Origin of the sequence: Methylobacterium marchantiae (assembly GCF_042679825.1) — a bacterium.
In the GTDB taxonomy this organism is placed as follows: Bacteria; Pseudomonadota; Alphaproteobacteria; order Rhizobiales; family Beijerinckiaceae; genus Methylobacterium; species Methylobacterium marchantiae.
The window spans coordinates 40157-55737 of sequence record NZ_JBHTND010000003.1; the positions used below are offsets into that span (position 1 = coordinate 40157).

The following is a 15581-nucleotide window of genomic DNA, read 5'->3' on the forward strand; positions in this document are numbered from 1 at the left end:
CCTCGAGATCCCCGGATTTCAGAGTTCCTGGCGGATCACCGGCCGGCCCTCCGGCTGCGCGAGCGGGTCGATCTGACGGGCGGCGCGAAGCTTGCAGAACGCGTCGGAGGCGCCGATCCCTTTGACGAGGTCGCCCACCGTGACGTTGTCGTAGCGGGTAAGGGAATCCGGGTCCGGCCAACGCGAATCGCGCACGGAATCGGTGTCGAGACCTGCCCGGTAGAGATAGCGGTTCAGGCTGGTCGCGACGCCGACGTTGCGCTCCTCGCGCGATACCGGGTCTGGCGAGCCGGGCCGCAGGTGGCGCGGGATCCCGCTTTCAACCCGCGAGCGTCACGCGTCCTGTTCGGCGATCCGCTCGAGCAATCCGGCGAGGTCGGCGATCGAGCCGATGACATGGTCGGCGAGCGGCGCCATGACCTCGCGCGCCGCCTCGCCCAGCGGACCGCTGAGGACGGCGATGGTCACGGCACCGGCGGCGCGCCCGGCCACGAGGTCGTAAGGCGAGTCCCCGACCATCGCGATCCGGTCGCCGCCGACCCCCAGATGGACGGCGAAAGCGCCGACCATGCCGGGTTCCGGCTTGGCGCCGTGCCCGGAATCGTAGCCCGCCACATAGGCGAGGTGCGCGGTCAGTCCGAGCGCATCGCCCTGCGCCCGGGCGGACGCTTCGGAATCGTTGCTGGCGATGCCGACCGCGTAACCCGCCTCGGCGAGATGCCGCGCCGTTCCGGCCGGGTCGCCGATCGGGCGGACGTGCCTCAGTCCCTCCGTCCGGAACAGCCTGTCCATCTCACCGTAGAAGGCCGGTCCCGCCGGCCGGCCGAGCACCTTCGCCCAGAGCGGGCCATAGGCGGCCGACGACCCGGCGATCAGTGGCGATGTGGACAGGAAGCGCCGCTCTTCCTCGACATAATGGCTCACTGCCATCAGGTCTTCGAGACGGGCGCGGTCGCCGCCGGTGAGGGATTCCATCACTGCATAGACGGCGGGTCCCCAGGTCCGGTCGAAATCTACGAGGGTCCCGTCCTTGTCGAACAGGATGCCGGCGAGGTGCCGCGGTCGATGGGAACTCACGCGCCGGCACTCACCTTCTCGACGTCGAAGGCGCCGCCGCGCTCGCGCCGCACGATCCGGTCGCCGGGCTCGAACACGCCAAGCGCCACGTCGCGGTCCGGCAGGATCACGGTGGTGGATTTGTTGAGGTGGACGAGAACGAGGCGGTCCTGCGCCAGGGAGGCGGCGGCCCAGCGCCGCAACTGTCCATGATACGGCTCGCGCCGCCAGGCATTGGGCTGTCCCGGATCGACCTGCACGTTCATGTTCTTCGTCACCGGATCGAGGGCGAGCACCATCTTCGCCCGTTCCGGCTTCCATTCCGGCCCCATCCAAGCCTCGGTCATCCAGAGGCAATGGAAGGCCCGGCAATGGTCAGGCCGCGTCGGATGGATGGCGCAGCCCCTGCCCTGCCTGGTGTGCCGGCACCATTGGCCGGCGACGCTCTCCACCGCCGGGACGTCGTAGACCTTGCAGCACAGGGTGCAGGTCCCGCAGGAGCGGCCGGGCGCCGGATGAGCCACGAAGGTTGCGGGGTCGAGCATGCGCGGGACAATCATGCGTAAAAAGGCGGAGACGGAACGGGTTTATGCGGGCGCACCGGGTCGCTAGTGTGGCACCGCGTGAACACGGGGCCGAACCGGCCCGATCCTCCAGGCAACGGCAGGCCCATGCTCTCGAACCTCGCGACCCGCGACGTCGAAACGCTGATCCATCCCTACACCAACCTCTCCACCTTCCGCGAGACCGGACCCCTGGTCCTGGAGCGCGGGCACGGCGTGTGGGTCTATGACAGCGACGGACGGCCCTATCTCGAAGGCATGGCGGGCCTCTGGTGCACCGCGCTCGGCTATTCGAACGAGGAACTGGTGGAGGCCGCGAGCGAACAGATGTCGCGCCTGCCCTTCACCCACCTGTTCTCGGGCCGCAGCCACGATCCGGCGATCGAGCTCGCGGAGACGCTGAAGGAGCTGATGCCGATCCCGACCTCGAAGATCTTCTTCACCTCGTCCGGGTCGGAGGCCAACGACACCCAGGTGAAGCTCACCTGGTACCTCAACAACGCGCTGGGCCGCCCGGCCAAGAAGAAGATCATCTCGCGGATCAAGGGCTATCACGGCGTCACCGTCGCCTCGGCCTCGATGACCGGGCTGCCCGCCAACCATGCCGATTGGGATCTGCCGCTTCCCGGCTTCCTGCATGTGGGCTGTCCGCACCATTACCGCTTCGCGGAAGCCGGCGAGACCGAGGAGGCGTTCTCCCAGCGCCTCGCCGACGAGCTCGAAGCCCTGATCCTGCGCGAGGGGCCGGACACCGTCGCGGCCTTCGTCGCCGAGCCGGTGATGGGGGCCGGCGGCGCCATCGCCCCGCCGTCCGGCTATTTCGAGAAGATCCAGGCGGTGCTCGACCGCTACGACGTGCGCTTCATCGCCGACGAGGTGATCTGCGGCTTCGGGCGCCTCGGCACCTGGTTCGGTTCCGAGGCGCTGGGCATGCGGCCCGACAGCCTGTCCTTCGCCAAGGCCGTGACCTCCGGTTACATGCCGCTGGGCGGCGTCAGCATCGACGAGCCGCTTTACAAGGCGCTGGTGTCGCAGAGCGCCAAGCTCGGCACGTTCGGGCACGGCACCACCTATTCCGGGCATCCCGTCGCCTGCGCCGTGGCGCTGAAGACCATCGAGATCTACAAGCGCGACCGCATCGTCGAGGGTGTCGCCGAGAAGGCACCGCATTTCCAGGCCCGTCTCTCGGCGCTGGCCGAGCATCCGATCGTTGGCGAGGCCCGCGGCATCGGGCTCATCGGCGGGCTGGAGATCGTCGCCGACAAGAACTCCAAGCGTCAGTACGATCCCAAGGCCGGCGTCGCCGCCCGTTGCGTCGCCTTCGCGCAGGCGGAGGGGCTGATCGTGCGATTTCTGGCGGGCGACAGGATCGCCGTCTGCCCTCCCCTCGTCATCTCGCCCGACGAGATCGACACGCTGTTCGACCGTCTCATCTGCGCCCTCGACCGCACCGAGGCCTGGATCGCCTCGGAAGGACTGACGGCGACGCCGTGAAGCGTTGTGCCACGAAAAAGTCCAGATCTGCTGCGGCGCATCCAAGGTGAGATTGCGCCGCGGCATTGTATTTTATATTTTGGTAATGTTTCCTCAGTGTGTTGCACATCACTCACCATGATCAGCCGTGAGCTTTACCCTGGTCAACTCGGGGTTAGCCTTAAGCTCCCGTTCATGATCCTTCGCCGCATATGGATCGCGTGCCGCACAGCGTCGGTCCGGGTCGAGCCCATCGAGGGTGCCCGAGAGACCGGCGTGAGCGCCCATCGGACGATCGAGGATCCGATGGCGTTCCGACACCGCGAAACAGGACCCGTTCCCATGTCCCGCCCCGACCAGAACCAACGCGAGGCCATTCCGTCGACGCGTCTCGCGTCCGGATTGGTACCCCACCGCGAAGGCTTCCGCCCCGTGGCACTCCCCGCCCTCGCCGCCGCCGTTCATGTCGCCGCAGCTGCGGCCAAGGACGCGGCCCTGAAGGTCGCCGCCCGCCGTCAGGCCTCCCGCTTCCAGCACGAGGACGCGCCCCTCGTCTGAGGCTGCCCGAGCCGTTTCGGGCTTGGTCGAACGAACTTGGCCGCGCCGGTTTCTTCCCCAGATAGGACGTCGAAGCCGCGCGGAATATGCTCCGGGCTTCCGCTTTAGGTCGGCCTTTGCGGTACGTGGTCGCCACGTCTCGGGCCGAGGCTCGGGGACGAAGCCATGCTGATCTTGCCGACGCGACGGCAGCTGCTGACGGGGATCGGCGCGACCACGGCCCTCGTGACGGCAACCGGGGCCTATGGCTTCGTGATCGAGCCGCGCCACAGGCTTGTCGTGACCCGCTACGCTCCGATGCTGCCGAACTGGACGGCTGGGCTGAACCTCACAGTGGCCGTCCTGGCGGATTTCCACGTGGGCGAGCCGACCATGCCGCTCGACCGGATCGCCGAGATCGTCGACGCGACGAACCGGCTCGAACCCGATCTCATCCTGCTCCTCGGCGATTATCCGTCAGGCCCCAGCGTGACGTCGCGCAAGGTGCCGCTCATCGACTTCGCCCGCGTCGTCGAGGGATTGCGGGCGCCGCTCGGCATCCACGCAATCCTCGGCAACCACGATTGGTGGGACGACAGAACGGCCCAGGCCACGCGGCGGGGTCCGGTCGAATCGCAGCGTGTTCTGGAAGCGCGCGGGATCCCGGTGATGGAGAATACGGTCCTGCGGCTCGTGAAAGACGGCCATCCGTTCTGGATCGCCGGTCTCGGAGACCAAGAGCCGTTCCTGCTGCGGGGCGATCGCAGGGGGCGGGACGATCTGCCCGGCACGCTGATGCAGGTCAACGACGACGCGCCGATCATCCTGATGGCGCACGAGCCCTGCATCTTTCCGAAAGTACCCGAACGCGTGTCCCTCACCCTGGCCGGCCACACCCATGGTGGCCAGATCCGGCTCTTCGGAACCTCGCCGCTGATCCCGTTCGTGCGCGGCAAGGACGTGTCCTACGGCCACATCGTCGCCGAGGGCCGGCACATGATCGTCTCCGGCGGCTTCGGCGTCAGCCGGGTCCCGATCCGCATCGGCGTGCCGCCGGAAATCGTCCTGCTCGAACTCGGAAAGGCTCTGCCAGGAACGGCAAGCGGGGCCCTGCGCCCCGCCTGACGAGACGTCGGACGCTACTTCTTGGCGCCGATGCTGACGGTGCCCTTGGTCGAGGGCGCTGCGGCGATCGTCTTCACGACGGGCTTCTTCGGCTTCTTCGCTTCGCGGCCACCGCGTGGTTTCTCAGTCGCCATGATCGTCTCCTTGGGTCGTCGGGAGCGGAGCATGGCACGAAACCGGCCGGCGAGCCCATGAAATTGTGGATCCGGAAGGACGCGGGGCGGTGTCCTCGTTCAAACCCGCGATACGACCGGAATCGGGTCCGCGATGGTGATCTCCGTCGGATCGATCCGGCAGCGATAGGCATGGATCTCGACCCCACCCGAAGCGGCCCTGGCAAAGGCCCGGTCGAAGGCCGGATCGAGGTCGCGGGCCACGTCGAACCGCTCGGCCTGCATCTGCACGACGATGATCAGCATGGCCCGGCCCCCCTCGGCGACGACCTCCGTCAGGTCGTCCATGTGCCGCGCGCTGCGGGCGGCGACGCAGTCTGGAAACTCGGCGAGGCCCGGCTCGCGCAGGAGGTGGCAGTTCTTCACTTCCGCATGGCACGGAGGGACATCCTCGCCGGTGGCCAGGAAATCGACCCGGCTGGCGCGGCCGTAGCGGACTTCCGGACGCAGCGACGCGTATCCCGCCAGCGGCGCGAGACGCCCGTCCGAGAAGGCCTCCGCGACCAGGGCGTTCGGCCTCATCGTGTTGATGCCGACCCATTGCAGGCCCCCTGGCAGATCGGCTTCCACCAGTTCCCATGAGAAGCCGAGCTTTCGTGCGGGATTGGTCGAGGCCGAGAGCAGGACGCGCGACCCGGGCAGGTTGAGGCCGAGCATGGCGCCCGGATTGGCGCAATGCGCCGTGACGAGACTGCCGTCCGCCAGTTCGATATCGGCGAGGAAACGCTTGTAACGCCGGACCAGCCGGCCCTCGATCAACGGCCCTGGAAACTTCATCGGCGGGAACTCGATTTTCGAGTGGACGGGTCCCGCCCTAGCAGCCGGCCCTGGTCCCGGCCAGGGACACCGCCATGGTCAGTTCGGCAGCGCCGCGCTACCTCGTCGTCATCGACAGCTCGCGCCCGCCCGGAACACGATGACCGAACCCACCTCCCCCGCCATCACCGCCGCCATCCTCGTCATCGGCGACGAGATCCTGTCGGGGCGGACCAAGGACAAGAACATCGGCACCATCGCCGATTACTGCACGGCCATTGGCATCGACCTCAGGCAGGTCCGAATCGTCCCCGACGAGGCGGCGGAGATCGTGGAGGCGGTCAACGCGCTGCGGGCGCGCTACACCTACCTCTTCACGACGGGCGGAATCGGCCCGACCCATGACGACATCACCGCCGATTGCGTGGCGGCGGCTTTCGGCGTCACTATCGACGTCGATCCGAGGGCGAAGGCCATGCTGCTGGAGCGGCACAAGCCCGAGGACCTCAACGAGGCGCGGCTGCGCATGGCGCGCATTCCCGCCGGTGCCGATCTCATCGCCAATCCGATCTCCAAGGCGCCGGGCTTTCGCATCGGCAACGTCTTCGTCATGGCCGGCGTGCCCGCCATCATGCAGGCCATGCTCGACCAGATCGGCCCGACCCTCGATACGGGCGCCCGAGTCCTGTCGGAGACGATCGAGGCCGGCAACCTGCCCGAAGGCAGCTACGCCTCGGCCCTGGCCGAGATCGCGAAGGCGCATCACAGCGTCTCCATCGGCTCCTATCCGTCGATGACGCAGCAGGGCTTCGCCAACCGCATCGTGGTGCGCGGCAAGGATGCCGAGGCGGTCGTGCGGGCTCAGGCCGAGGTGGAACGGCTGGTGGCGCGGCTGAAACAGGGAACCGCCGGCTGATTGGCCGTTTCCCTCTTCCAGGCCGGCGAAGAATCCGGCCACGATCGAGGAAATCCCGATGAGCCGGCAAGAGGACCGCCCCGCGGACACTTCCTCGGAGGGCGAGGCGGCATCCGAACAGGGTGTGGCGAGGCCCGACGCCTTCCTCCTCCACGAAGTCATTCGCAAGGAGGGCGACGAGGAGCTGCGGCGGACCGGCGGGGCGCTGTTCCTGTCGGCGATCGCCGCCGGCCTGACCATGGGCTTCTCGCTCATCGTGCCCGGCGTTCTGAAAGCCCACCTGCCGGAGGCGGCCTGGGCCGACCTCATCACCAGCATCGGCTACGCGACGGGCTTCCTCATCGTGGTGCTCGGCCGCCAGCAGCTCTTCACCGAGAACACCCTCACGCCGATCCTGCCGCTGCTGCATGACCGGAGCATCGCGACCCTGATGCGGGTCCTGCGGTTGTGGAGCATCGTCCTCGTCGGCAACATCCTGGCGACCGCGGCCATCGCCGCCGTGCTCGCCGGGACGGAGGCCTTTACCCCGCATGTCCGCGAAGCCTTCGTGACGATCAGCCATCACACGATCGAGGCGCCGTTCTGGACCACGACGATCAAGGCCGTGTTCGCCGGCTGGCTCATCGCACTGATGGTCTGGATGCTGCCGGCGACGGGAACGGCCGCGCCGTTCATCGTCATCCTGATGACGTGGCTCGTCTCGATGTGCGGCCTCGCCCATATCGTCGCCGGCTCGGTCGACACGTTCTATCTCGTCTTCACCGGCCATGCCTCCCTGGGCGATTACCTCTGGCGCTTCTTCGTTCCGACCCTCCTCGGCAACGTCTTCGGCGGCACCGCCCTGGTCGCGGTGCTGAACTTCGGACAGGTCGCGCCGGAGGTCGAGGAACAGAAGGCGGCCGACGGCGAGGCGTGAGCGTTCCGGATCGCAGGACGGATCACAGGAGACCGGCCGGGCCGAGATGAATACTTCCCGAGCGTAGGCGTGCGCTCCGGTTCAGTCGCCTCGGCCCAGGATGATCCGGTGCCGCGAACCCATGGCGGGTGCGGTCATCTCTCCGGAGACCTTCCGTGGCCCCAAACCCGTTCCCGTCGTCCACCAGGCGCCGCATGCCGCGAATCCTGTCCGGATTCGCCGCTCTGACGCTCTGCGCTCTGCCCGCCCTCGCCGCCGATTTCCCGGAACCGGGCCCCTACGGACCGCCGCGCGAATTCCAGGGTGAGCGGCGACCCCCGCCTCCGAACGCGGAGTTCGGTTTCGAGCGTGGGGCGCCGCGCACCATCGAGCCGTGCCGGACGGTGATCCGGCGGCGGCTGACGCCGGAGGGCGAGGAGGTGATGAAACGGGTGACGGTCTGTGAGGAGCGCCCCGAACGCCTGCCGTTCGAGCGGGAGGCCGAGGACGGATATCGCGAGCCGCGGCCTGTCCCGCCGAGATTGCTGCCGCCTCGCGGCATTCCGTCCGACTACGGGGCCGAGGATGGTCCAGGCAGGGACGGCGATGTGGATGGCCGCTCCGCAGAGCGGTTCTCCGGTGAGGATCGGCTCTCCGAAGAGCCGCCTCTCGATGGGCGCGGAACGGATCCGGGCTACTGAACCCCGTGTCGCGGGCGGGTTCGGTTCAGGCCCGGACGACGGGCTTGGCCTTCACGGCGGCGGCCAGTGCCTTCAGCTGGCGGTTGAGATCCGCCAGCTCGTTGAGGGCGATCGTCCGATGGCCGTCCTTGACCGCTCGCTCGATGTCGGCGACCTGCGCAGTCGCCATGCGCTTCAGTTCGGCGGCGAGTTGGTCCCGGGTCATCGGCGCTCCTGTCACGGCTCGGAATGGTCGGACCGTGATAGGCGCGCATGCTTAACCGAGGGTTCTCATACCCCTCATGTGCGCCAGGGATGGGCCGGCAGTTCCGTCGCACCGATGCTGCTGGCACCGGCCAGAGCGACCGCGTGGTCGTTCTCGACGCTGGACCCGCTGACGCCGATGGCGCCGGACATCTCGCCGTCCTTGTCGACGATCGGGATGCCGCCTGGGAAGGTGATCAGCCCTTCGTTGGAATGCTCGATGCCGAAGAGCGGGCCGCCCGGCTGCGACAGCTGGCCGATCTGCCCGGTCATCATGCCAAAGAACACCGAGGTCTTGGCCTTCTTCTGAGCGATGTCGATGGAGCCGACCCAGGCGCCGTCCATCCGGTAGAACGCCTTCAGGTTGCCGCCGGAATCGACCACGGCGATACACATCTGGGTATCGAGCTCCACGGCCTTGGCGCGGGCGGCCTCGATGGCTTTGTGGGCGTCTTCGATGGTCACGTGCATGGGCGTGTCTCCTTGGTGTCCCGCCCCGTTTCGGGTGCGGAAGCGCAAAAGCGTCAGGGATGGCGGATGGTTCCGGCATCGGCGCGGCGGATGAGCCACGTGACCGATGCGAAGGCGCCGAGCCAGGAGCCGAGGGCGGCGAACACCACGTAGAGCGCGTTCTGCGTGTAGCTGATCACCGCGAAGGCGGAGAGCAGGTACCAGATCGCGCTCCAATTGGCGGCGCGTATGCGCTGGCGGGCCCCGACGGCGGCGTTGAAGAAGACGTAGGCCGCATCGGTCACCGCCGTGGCGAGGACGACGCCCGCGGCGATGAGCGGATCGATGGACATGACCAGCATGGGCCGCCTTCCTCCATCGTGAAGCCGACCGCTCCGAGATGGAGCGACCGGCCGTGTCGTGTCGGCTGCGATCAGCTGGCGGCCATCGCGTTGGCCTTCTCGATCAGCGCCTCGGCCATGCGGATCGAGGCGATGTCGATGAGGCGGCCGTCGAGGGAGACGGCACCCTTGCCGGCTTTGGCGGCGTCTTCCATGGCCGCGAGGATGCGGCGGGCCTTGGTCACTTCGGCCTCGGAGGGGGTGAAGACGTCGTTGGCGAGATCGATCTGGCTCGGATGGATCGCCCACTTGCCCTCGTAGCCGAGAGCCGCGCAGCGGCGGGCGGCGGAGATGTAGCCGTCCGGATCGGAGAAGTCGCCGAACGGACCGTCGATCGGGCGCAGGCCGTAGGCGCGGCAGGCGACCATCATGCGGGCCTGGGCGAACAGCCACGGATCCTGCCAATGGGTCTGACGGTTGCCGGCCTCGTCCTTGTCGGTGAGCACGCTGTAATCGTGGTTCACGCCGCCGATCACCTGCGAGCGGGCGCGGGTCGAGGCGGCATAGTCGGCCACGCCGAAGGACATGGCTTCGAGGCGCTTCGAGGAGGTCGCGATGGCTTCCACGTTGGCCATGCCGAGTGCGGTCTCGATCAGCACTTCGAAGCCGATCTTCTTCTCGCGCTTCTTGGCCTGCTCGATCTGCGTCACCATCACGTCGATGGCGTAGACGTCGGCGGGCACGCCGACCTTGGGGATCAGGATCATGTCGAGGCGCGGACAGGCTTCGACGATGTCGACCACGTCGCGGTACATGTAGTGGGTGTCGAGACCGTTGATGCGGATCATCATGGTCTTGTTGCCCCAGTCGATCTCGTTGAGCGCCTGGATGATGTTCTTGCGGGCCTGCTCCTTGTCGTCGGGAGCGACCGCGTCTTCGAGGTCGAGGAAGATGACGTCGGCCTTCGAGCTGGCCGACTTCTCCATGAAGGTCGGGTTGGAGCCGGGAACGGCGAGTTCCGAGCGGTGAAGGCGCGGGGTGGCCTGCGGGATCAGGGTAAAGCTCATCGGGAAATCCTTCCTCTAAGTTCGTTTCTGGTCGTTGGTTGAGACCGCAAGAGCCGGTCCACATACCGGTCGGGATGCGCGTTTGCGCGAGCCCAGGGTCGTGGTCGACCCTCGGTATCCTTACAAATCCATCAGCCCGTCGCTCCGAAGCCGACGGCGATGCAGTTGATCGACAGCAGCAACGCGGATTTCACCGCCTCGCGCTTGTCCTCGTCCTCCTCGGCCCGGAACCGGCGCAGCAGCTCCACCTGCTCGCGGCTGACCTGGTTGATCGTCGGAAGCCGTCCGTTGAGGCGGTCGCGGAACTGCGGGTAGCGCTCGGCGAGTTCTCGGTCGCCGCTGACACGCAGGGCCATCTCGCGGGTCAGCTCGTACTCGGCCTCGATCAGCGGGAAGATGCTGTTGCGGGCGGCCTCGTCGGGCACGAGGCCGGCATAATCCTTGGCGATGGCGAGATCGACCATCAGCAGGGTCTTCTCGACCTCGTCGAGGATGAGGCGGAACGGCTTCGATTCGGCGAAGAGCCGCTTCAGCTGGGCCTCACCCTGCGCACCACGCACGTCGAGGAAACTCTTCAGGCCGGAGCCGACGCCGTACCAACCGGTGATGACGTGCCGGTTCTGCGACCAGGCGAAGACCCAGGGGATCGCGCGAAGATCCGCCAGGGACCGGGCGCCGAAGCGCCGCGCCGGACGCGAGCCGATATTCAGCAGCGCGATCTCGTCGAGGGGGCTCGCGGCCTGGAAATAGGTCACGAGGTCCGGATGCTGGATCAGGTTGACGTAAGCCGCGCGCGACGCGCCCGACAGCGCCTCCAGCGTGTCGTCGAACTCGTTGCGCGGGATCTTGGCCGCCTCGTGCTCCGATTTCAGTGCGTGATCGAAGACCGAGGAAGCCAGGAGCTCCATCTGATAGGCGGCGGTGCCGCGGTTGGCGTATTTGAACGAGACGACCTCACCCTGTTCGGTGGTGCGGAAACGCCCGTTGATCGACCCCGGCGGCTGGGCGGCGATGGCCCTCGCGGTGGGGGCACCCCCGCGGCTCACCGAGCCGCCGCGACCGTGGAAGAACGCGATCGGCACGCCGGACGACTTGCCGAGCTGGGTCAGCTTGTCCTGCGCCTTGTACAATTCCCAGTTCGAGGCGACGAAGCCGCCGTCCTTGTTCGAATCCGAGTAGCCGATCATCACCTCCTGGACCCCGCCCTGCCAGCGGGTGGAGCGGCGCACCACCGGGATCGAGAACAGCTCCTTCATGATCGCGGGCGCGGCGCGCAGGTCGTCGATGGTCTCGAACAGCGGCACGATCGGCAGGCAGCAGATCTCGGTGCCGCTGGCATCGAGGAAGTTGCCGGCCTCCTTGGCGAGCAGGTAGGCGCCGAGGATGTCGGGGACCGAGCGGGTCATCGACAGGATGAACGAGCCGAAGGCCTCGCGGTCGAGCTGCTCGCGCATTTCGCCGACGAGGGCGAAGGTCTCGAGCGTCTCGCGGGCATCGTCCGGCAGGCTCTCGAACGACCGCTCGCCCTTCATCGGCTTGGCGAGTTCCGAGAGCAGCCAGTTCTTCCACTCCGCCGATTCGAGGCCGGGCGGCGTCTTGTTCTGGCCGTTGGCCTGATGCCACAGCGCGTGGAGCGTCTTCGTGGTGCGGGTGGTGTTCTCGCGCAGGTCGAGGCGCACCGTGGAGAAACGGAAGATCTCGACCATGCGGCGCACCGGCCGCACCAGGTCGGTCGCCAGGGACGGGCAATTGGCGTCGCTGAGGCCGGCCTCGAGATGGCGCAGGTCGTTGATGAGGCCGTCCGCGCTCGGATAATCCGGCCCGCTGGCGCGCTGCCCCTTGTTGCGGGTGATCGTCGCCTCGAGCTTGCGCAGGATGCAGGTGAGGAACTGGCGGTAGGCCTCGCCGGGGTTGCGGCTGGTGATGGCGCGCCCGTCCCCGCTCTCGGCGAGAAGCTGGGCGAGTTCGGACTTGAACGTCTCAGGCACCGGCAGCGAGCGCTCGGTGAGAGAGAGCGTGCGGCCCAGCGCGGTGACGCCGTCGCGGTAGCGCCGCAGGGAGGCGAGCGCGTTGCGCTGGAGCGTAGCGCGGGTCACCGACGAGGTGACGTAGGGATTGCCGTCGCGGTCGCCGCCGATCCATGAGCCGAACTGGAAGAAGGCGGGGACTTCGAACTTCTCGTCCGGATAGTATTCGGCCAGCGATTCCTCGAGCGAGTAGAGCACCTCGGGAAGCATCTCGAAGAGCGTCTCGTCGAAGAAGTGCAGGCCCCAGGCGACTTCGCGCTCGACGGTGGCCTTCTCCAGATGGAGCTCGCCGGTCATCCAGACGAGTTCGATCTGGTCGCGCAGCTCGTTCATCAGGCCGTTGCGCTCGCGCTCGGTCCAGCGCGGCAATTCGAGCTCGCGCAGGACGAGGTAGATGCGTCGGAACTTCTCGAGCACCGTCACGCGCTTGCCCTCGGTGGGGTGAGCCGTGATCGTCGGGCGGATGCGCAGATCCTTCAGCAGGGCGTGGATCTCGGGCGCCTTGATGCCGTTCTTCACCGCTTCCGCCAGGACCGCGCTGAAGCTGCCACCGAGCTCCGCCCGTCCTTTCGTCCGCTCCAGGTGCCTACGCCGGCGCATGGCGGCGTTCTGCTCGGCGATGGAGAGGAGCTGGAACCAGATGCCCTGCACCTGGAGGGCGCGGGCGAGGAGTTCGGGCGAGAATTCGGAGATGTTGGCCTTGCCCAGAAGCACGGCCTCCAGTTCCGGCTCGTGCCGGCGGGCGACTTCGAGCAGGGCGTGGAACAGGATGTCGAGTGCTTCCTTCGACGACGTGCCGGTGATGACCGGCGGCGCGAAGGTATGGTCGAGCGACCCGACCGGGGCGTGGAGGGTATCGGTCATCGGATGGCCACCTCGAACAGAGTTGAGCCGATGGCCGCTGGGGACGCGCGGGCAACGGTAATGAAGCGAGCCGCCCCGGCAGCGTGGGACGCCGCGCCGGAGCGATCAAGGGGTAGTTTCTGTGGACGATCCATCTCCCCGGACGCCCGTAGCGAAGCGGAGGGCGCCCAGGAAAGAGCGGCGTCTCAGGCGGCGAGCTTGCGCATGACCTGCTCGACCGTCGAGCCGAAATCGCCGGGGCTGGGGGCGACCGTCAGGCCATAGGAGCGCATGATCTCGGCCTTCTCGGCGGCGCTGTCGCCGGTGGCGGAGATGATGGCGCCGGCATGGCCCATGCGGCGGCCCTTCGGGGCGGTGAGACCGGCGACGAAACCGATGACGGGCTTCGTCATGTTCTCCTTGATCCAGGCCGAGGCCTCGGCCTCCTGCGGTCCGCCGATCTCGCCGATCATCAGCACCGCCTTGGTCTCGGGATCCTGCTCGAACAGGGCGAGATGGTCGAGGAAGGACGAACCGTTGATCGGATCTCCGCCGATACCCACCGAGGTGGTGATGCCGATGCCCTTTTCCTTCATCTGCGCGGCCGCCTCGTAACCGAGGGTGCCCGAGCGCGAGATGACGCCGACATTACCCTTGAGGTAGATGTGGCCGGGCATGATGCCGAGCATCGACTTGCCGGGCGAGATGATGCCGGCGCAGTTCGGGCCCACCACCATGGTGCGCTTGTCCTTGGGGTAGCGGCGCAGATAGCGCTTCACCCGCATCATGTCCTGGGCCGGGATGCCGTCGGTGATCGAGCAGATCAGCGCGAGGCCGGCATCGGCCCCTTCCATGATCGCGTCGGCCGCGAAGGGCGGAGCGACGAAGGTGATCGAGGTGGTGGCGCCGGTGGCCTCCACGGCCTCCTTGACGGTGTTGAACACCGGCACGCCGAGATGGGTCTTGCCACCCTTGCCAGGGGTGACGCCGCCGACGACGTTGGAACCGTATTCCAGCATCTCCTTGGCGTGGAACGTACCCTTATCGCCGGTGATGCCCTGGACGATGATCGGGGTCTTCTCGTCGATCAGAATGCTCATGACGTATCCTCCCCTCGTCTCAGTGTTGGCGCTTGGCGGCGTCGCAGGCGGCGACGGCCTTCGTGGCGGCGTCCGACAGGCTGTCGGCGGTGATGAGGTCGAGGCCGCTCTCGGCCAGGATCTTCTTGCCCGCCTCCACGTTCGTGCCGGCGAGCCGGACGATGAGCGGGACGTCGATCTTCACTTCCTTCGCCGCCTGGATCACGCCCTGGGCGACCCAGTCGCAGCGGTTGATGCCGGCGAAGATGTTGACGAGGATCGCCTTGACGTTGCGATCCGACAGGACGAGGCGGAAGGCCGTCGCGACGCGGTCGGGCGAAGCGCCGCCGCCGACGTCGAGGAAGTTCGCCGGCTCGCCGCCCGCGTGCTTGATCATGTCCATGGTGGCCATGGCCAGACCCGCACCGTTGACGATGCAGCCGATCTCGCCGTCGAGGCCGATGTAGCTGAGGTTGTGCTCGGCGGCCTGGGCCTCGCGCGGATCGCCCTGCGAGGGATCGTGCATGTCGGCGATGTTGCGCCGGCGGAACATGGCGTTGTCGTCGAAGGACATCTTGGCATCGAGCGCCAGGACGCGGTCGTCCTTGGTGACGACGAGGGGGTTGATCTCCAGCATGGTGCCGTCGCAATCGCGGAACGCCCGGTAGGCGTTCATGATCGTCTTCACGGCAGCGGAGACCTGCTTGATGTTCAGGCCGAGCTGGAAGGCGATCTCGCGGGCCTGGAATTGCTGCAGGCCGACGGCGGGCTCGACCACGACCTGGATCAGGGCCTCGGGCTCGTTGGCCGCGATCTCCTCGATATCCATGCCGCCGCGCTGCGAGGCGATGACGCGCACGCGCTCGGCCTTACGGTCGAGGACGTAGCCGAGATAGAGCTCGCGCTCGAACGGATCCGCGGTCTCGATGTAGACGCGCTGGACCGGCTTGCCCTCGGGCCCGGTCTGCAGGGTGACGAGACGCTTGCCGAGGAGATCCTTGGCCGCGTCGCGGACCTCGTTATAGGTCCGGCACAGCTTGATCCCGCCGGCCTTGCCGCGGGCGCCGGCATGGATCTGAGCTTTCACCGCCCAGAACGAGCCACCGAGCTCGGTGGCGGCGTAGACTGCCTGGTCGGGGCTGAAGGCCACCGCGCCCTTCGGAACCGCCACGCCGAATCCGGCGAGCAGCTCCTTGGCTTGATACTCATGCACGTCCATGTGCGTTCTCCTTGGCGCTTTTCCCTGGGACAGACACTCTCGTAAATTTCACTTCACGGAAAGAGCTTCTGTTGTAATATTTTTTTACATTCTCATTCACTCCGCCTTTAAAGGCGG

At 67.3% G+C, this 15581-nt stretch carries 17 protein-coding genes; 6 read left to right on the top strand and 11 right to left on the bottom strand.

Annotated elements, in window-relative coordinates:
- Positions 1 to 18 precede the first annotated feature (18 nt).
- From ACFQ4G_RS03015 to ACFQ4G_RS03025, 3 genes are all read right to left on the bottom strand, one after another.
- The gene (locus tag ACFQ4G_RS03015) at positions 19 to 195 is read right to left on the bottom strand and encodes a hypothetical protein (RefSeq protein ID WP_238203688.1); all 177 of its coding nucleotides are present in this window, start codon (positions 193 to 195) and stop codon (positions 19 to 21) included.
- 138 nt (positions 196 to 333) lie between these two features.
- The gene (locus ACFQ4G_RS03020; RefSeq protein WP_238203686.1) at positions 334 to 1077 is read right to left on the bottom strand and encodes an HAD family hydrolase; all 744 of its coding nucleotides are present in this window, start codon (positions 1075 to 1077) and stop codon (positions 334 to 336) included.
- Positions 1074 to 1601, bottom strand: coding sequence for a hypothetical protein (locus ACFQ4G_RS03025; RefSeq protein ID WP_238203685.1), 528 nt, complete (start codon positions 1599 to 1601; stop codon positions 1074 to 1076). Before ACFQ4G_RS03025 ends, ACFQ4G_RS03020 begins: the two co-directional genes overlap by 4 nt.
- Before the next feature lie 126 nt (positions 1602 to 1727).
- Here ACFQ4G_RS03025 and ACFQ4G_RS03030 point away from each other — a divergent pair, with 126 nt between their 5' ends.
- From ACFQ4G_RS03030 to ACFQ4G_RS03040, 3 genes are all read left to right on the top strand, one after another.
- Positions 1728 to 3113 (top strand): aminotransferase, encoded by a 1386-nt coding sequence (locus tag ACFQ4G_RS03030; protein WP_238203683.1) that lies wholly within the window; start codon positions 1728 to 1730, stop codon positions 3111 to 3113.
- A gap of 321 nt (positions 3114 to 3434) precedes the next feature.
- Positions 3435 to 3650: a hypothetical protein gene (locus ACFQ4G_RS03035; RefSeq protein WP_238203681.1), complete on the top strand. Its 216-nt coding sequence runs from the start codon at positions 3435 to 3437 to the stop codon at positions 3648 to 3650.
- Between the two features lie 165 nt (positions 3651 to 3815).
- On the top strand, positions 3816 to 4754 hold the full coding sequence (locus tag ACFQ4G_RS03040) for a metallophosphoesterase (RefSeq protein ID WP_238203679.1): 939 nt from the start codon (positions 3816 to 3818) through the stop codon (positions 4752 to 4754).
- Positions 4755 to 4987: 233 nt separating this feature from the next.
- On the opposite strand, the gene sfsA is transcribed toward ACFQ4G_RS03040, so the two are convergent.
- Positions 4988 to 5704: a DNA/RNA nuclease SfsA gene (gene sfsA, locus ACFQ4G_RS03045; RefSeq protein WP_238203677.1), complete on the bottom strand. Its 717-nt coding sequence runs from the start codon at positions 5702 to 5704 to the stop codon at positions 4988 to 4990.
- A gap of 139 nt (positions 5705 to 5843) precedes the next feature.
- Here sfsA and ACFQ4G_RS03050 point away from each other — a divergent pair, with 139 nt between their 5' ends.
- The 3 genes from ACFQ4G_RS03050 to ACFQ4G_RS03060 all read left to right on the top strand — a co-directional run bounded on the left by ACFQ4G_RS03050 (position 5844) and on the right by ACFQ4G_RS03060 (position 8195).
- Positions 5844 to 6599 (top strand): competence/damage-inducible protein A, encoded by a 756-nt coding sequence (locus ACFQ4G_RS03050; protein ID WP_238203675.1) that lies wholly within the window; start codon positions 5844 to 5846, stop codon positions 6597 to 6599.
- Between the two features lie 58 nt (positions 6600 to 6657).
- A complete protein-coding gene (locus ACFQ4G_RS03055; RefSeq protein WP_238203673.1) occupies positions 6658 to 7515 on the top strand; it encodes a formate/nitrite transporter family protein in 858 nt (285 codons plus the stop codon).
- Positions 7516 to 7670: 155 nt separating this feature from the next.
- Entirely contained in the window at positions 7671 to 8195 is a 525-nt protein-coding gene (locus ACFQ4G_RS03060) for a hypothetical protein (protein WP_238203671.1), read from the top strand.
- A gap of 25 nt (positions 8196 to 8220) precedes the next feature.
- Here the strand turns inward: ACFQ4G_RS03060 and ACFQ4G_RS03065 are convergent, their stop codons facing one another.
- From ACFQ4G_RS03065 to ACFQ4G_RS03095, 7 genes are all read right to left on the bottom strand, one after another.
- A complete protein-coding gene (locus tag ACFQ4G_RS03065) occupies positions 8221 to 8400 on the bottom strand; it encodes a hypothetical protein (protein ID WP_238203670.1) in 180 nt (59 codons plus the stop codon).
- A gap of 74 nt (positions 8401 to 8474) precedes the next feature.
- The gene (locus tag ACFQ4G_RS03070) at positions 8475 to 8909 is read right to left on the bottom strand and encodes a GlcG/HbpS family heme-binding protein (protein ID WP_019904875.1); all 435 of its coding nucleotides are present in this window, start codon (positions 8907 to 8909) and stop codon (positions 8475 to 8477) included.
- A gap of 53 nt (positions 8910 to 8962) precedes the next feature.
- On the bottom strand, positions 8963 to 9250 hold the full coding sequence (locus tag ACFQ4G_RS03075; protein WP_238203668.1) for a hypothetical protein: 288 nt from the start codon (positions 9248 to 9250) through the stop codon (positions 8963 to 8965).
- 71 nt (positions 9251 to 9321) lie between these two features.
- The gene (locus ACFQ4G_RS03080; protein WP_238203666.1) at positions 9322 to 10296 is read right to left on the bottom strand and encodes an HpcH/HpaI aldolase/citrate lyase family protein; all 975 of its coding nucleotides are present in this window, start codon (positions 10294 to 10296) and stop codon (positions 9322 to 9324) included.
- A gap of 131 nt (positions 10297 to 10427) precedes the next feature.
- On the bottom strand, positions 10428 to 13187 hold the full coding sequence (locus tag ACFQ4G_RS03085; RefSeq protein WP_238203664.1) for a phosphoenolpyruvate carboxylase: 2760 nt from the start codon (positions 13185 to 13187) through the stop codon (positions 10428 to 10430).
- 185 nt (positions 13188 to 13372) lie between these two features.
- Positions 13373 to 14266: a succinate--CoA ligase subunit alpha gene (gene sucD / locus ACFQ4G_RS03090; protein ID WP_238203663.1), complete on the bottom strand. Its 894-nt coding sequence runs from the start codon at positions 14264 to 14266 to the stop codon at positions 13373 to 13375.
- Between the two features lie 19 nt (positions 14267 to 14285).
- The gene (locus ACFQ4G_RS03095) at positions 14286 to 15464 is read right to left on the bottom strand and encodes a malate--CoA ligase subunit beta (RefSeq protein WP_238203661.1); all 1179 of its coding nucleotides are present in this window, start codon (positions 15462 to 15464) and stop codon (positions 14286 to 14288) included.
- Between the last annotated feature and the right edge of the window lie 117 nt (positions 15465 to 15581).

Coding starts and splice junctions, on each gene's coding strand:
- ACFQ4G_RS03025 (WP_238203685.1), bottom strand. CDS start 1,601: ATGCTCGACCCCGCAACCTTCGTGGCTCATCCGGCGCCCGGCCGCTCC.
- ACFQ4G_RS03030 (WP_238203683.1), top strand. CDS start 1,728: ATGCTCTCGAACCTCGCGACCCGCGACGTCGAAACGCTGATCCATCCC.
- ACFQ4G_RS03035 (WP_238203681.1), top strand. CDS start 3,435: ATGTCCCGCCCCGACCAGAACCAACGCGAGGCCATTCCGTCGACGCGT.
- ACFQ4G_RS03040 (WP_238203679.1), top strand. CDS start 3,816: ATGCTGATCTTGCCGACGCGACGGCAGCTGCTGACGGGGATCGGCGCG.
- sfsA (WP_238203677.1), bottom strand. CDS start 5,704: ATGAAGTTTCCAGGGCCGTTGATCGAGGGCCGGCTGGTCCGGCGTTAC.
- ACFQ4G_RS03050 (WP_238203675.1), top strand. CDS start 5,844: ATGACCGAACCCACCTCCCCCGCCATCACCGCCGCCATCCTCGTCATC.
- ACFQ4G_RS03055 (WP_238203673.1), top strand. CDS start 6,658: ATGAGCCGGCAAGAGGACCGCCCCGCGGACACTTCCTCGGAGGGCGAG.
- ACFQ4G_RS03065 (WP_238203670.1), bottom strand. CDS start 8,400: ATGACCCGGGACCAACTCGCCGCCGAACTGAAGCGCATGGCGACTGCG.
- ACFQ4G_RS03070 (WP_019904875.1), bottom strand. CDS start 8,909: ATGCACGTGACCATCGAAGACGCCCACAAAGCCATCGAGGCCGCCCGC.
- ACFQ4G_RS03075 (WP_238203668.1), bottom strand. CDS start 9,250: ATGCTGGTCATGTCCATCGATCCGCTCATCGCCGCGGGCGTCGTCCTC.
- ACFQ4G_RS03080 (WP_238203666.1), bottom strand. CDS start 10,296: ATGAGCTTTACCCTGATCCCGCAGGCCACCCCGCGCCTTCACCGCTCG.
- ACFQ4G_RS03085 (WP_238203664.1), bottom strand. CDS start 13,187: ATGACCGATACCCTCCACGCCCCGGTCGGGTCGCTCGACCATACCTTC.
- sucD (WP_238203663.1), bottom strand. CDS start 14,266: ATGAGCATTCTGATCGACGAGAAGACCCCGATCATCGTCCAGGGCATC.
- ACFQ4G_RS03095 (WP_238203661.1), bottom strand. CDS start 15,464: ATGGACGTGCATGAGTATCAAGCCAAGGAGCTGCTCGCCGGATTCGGC.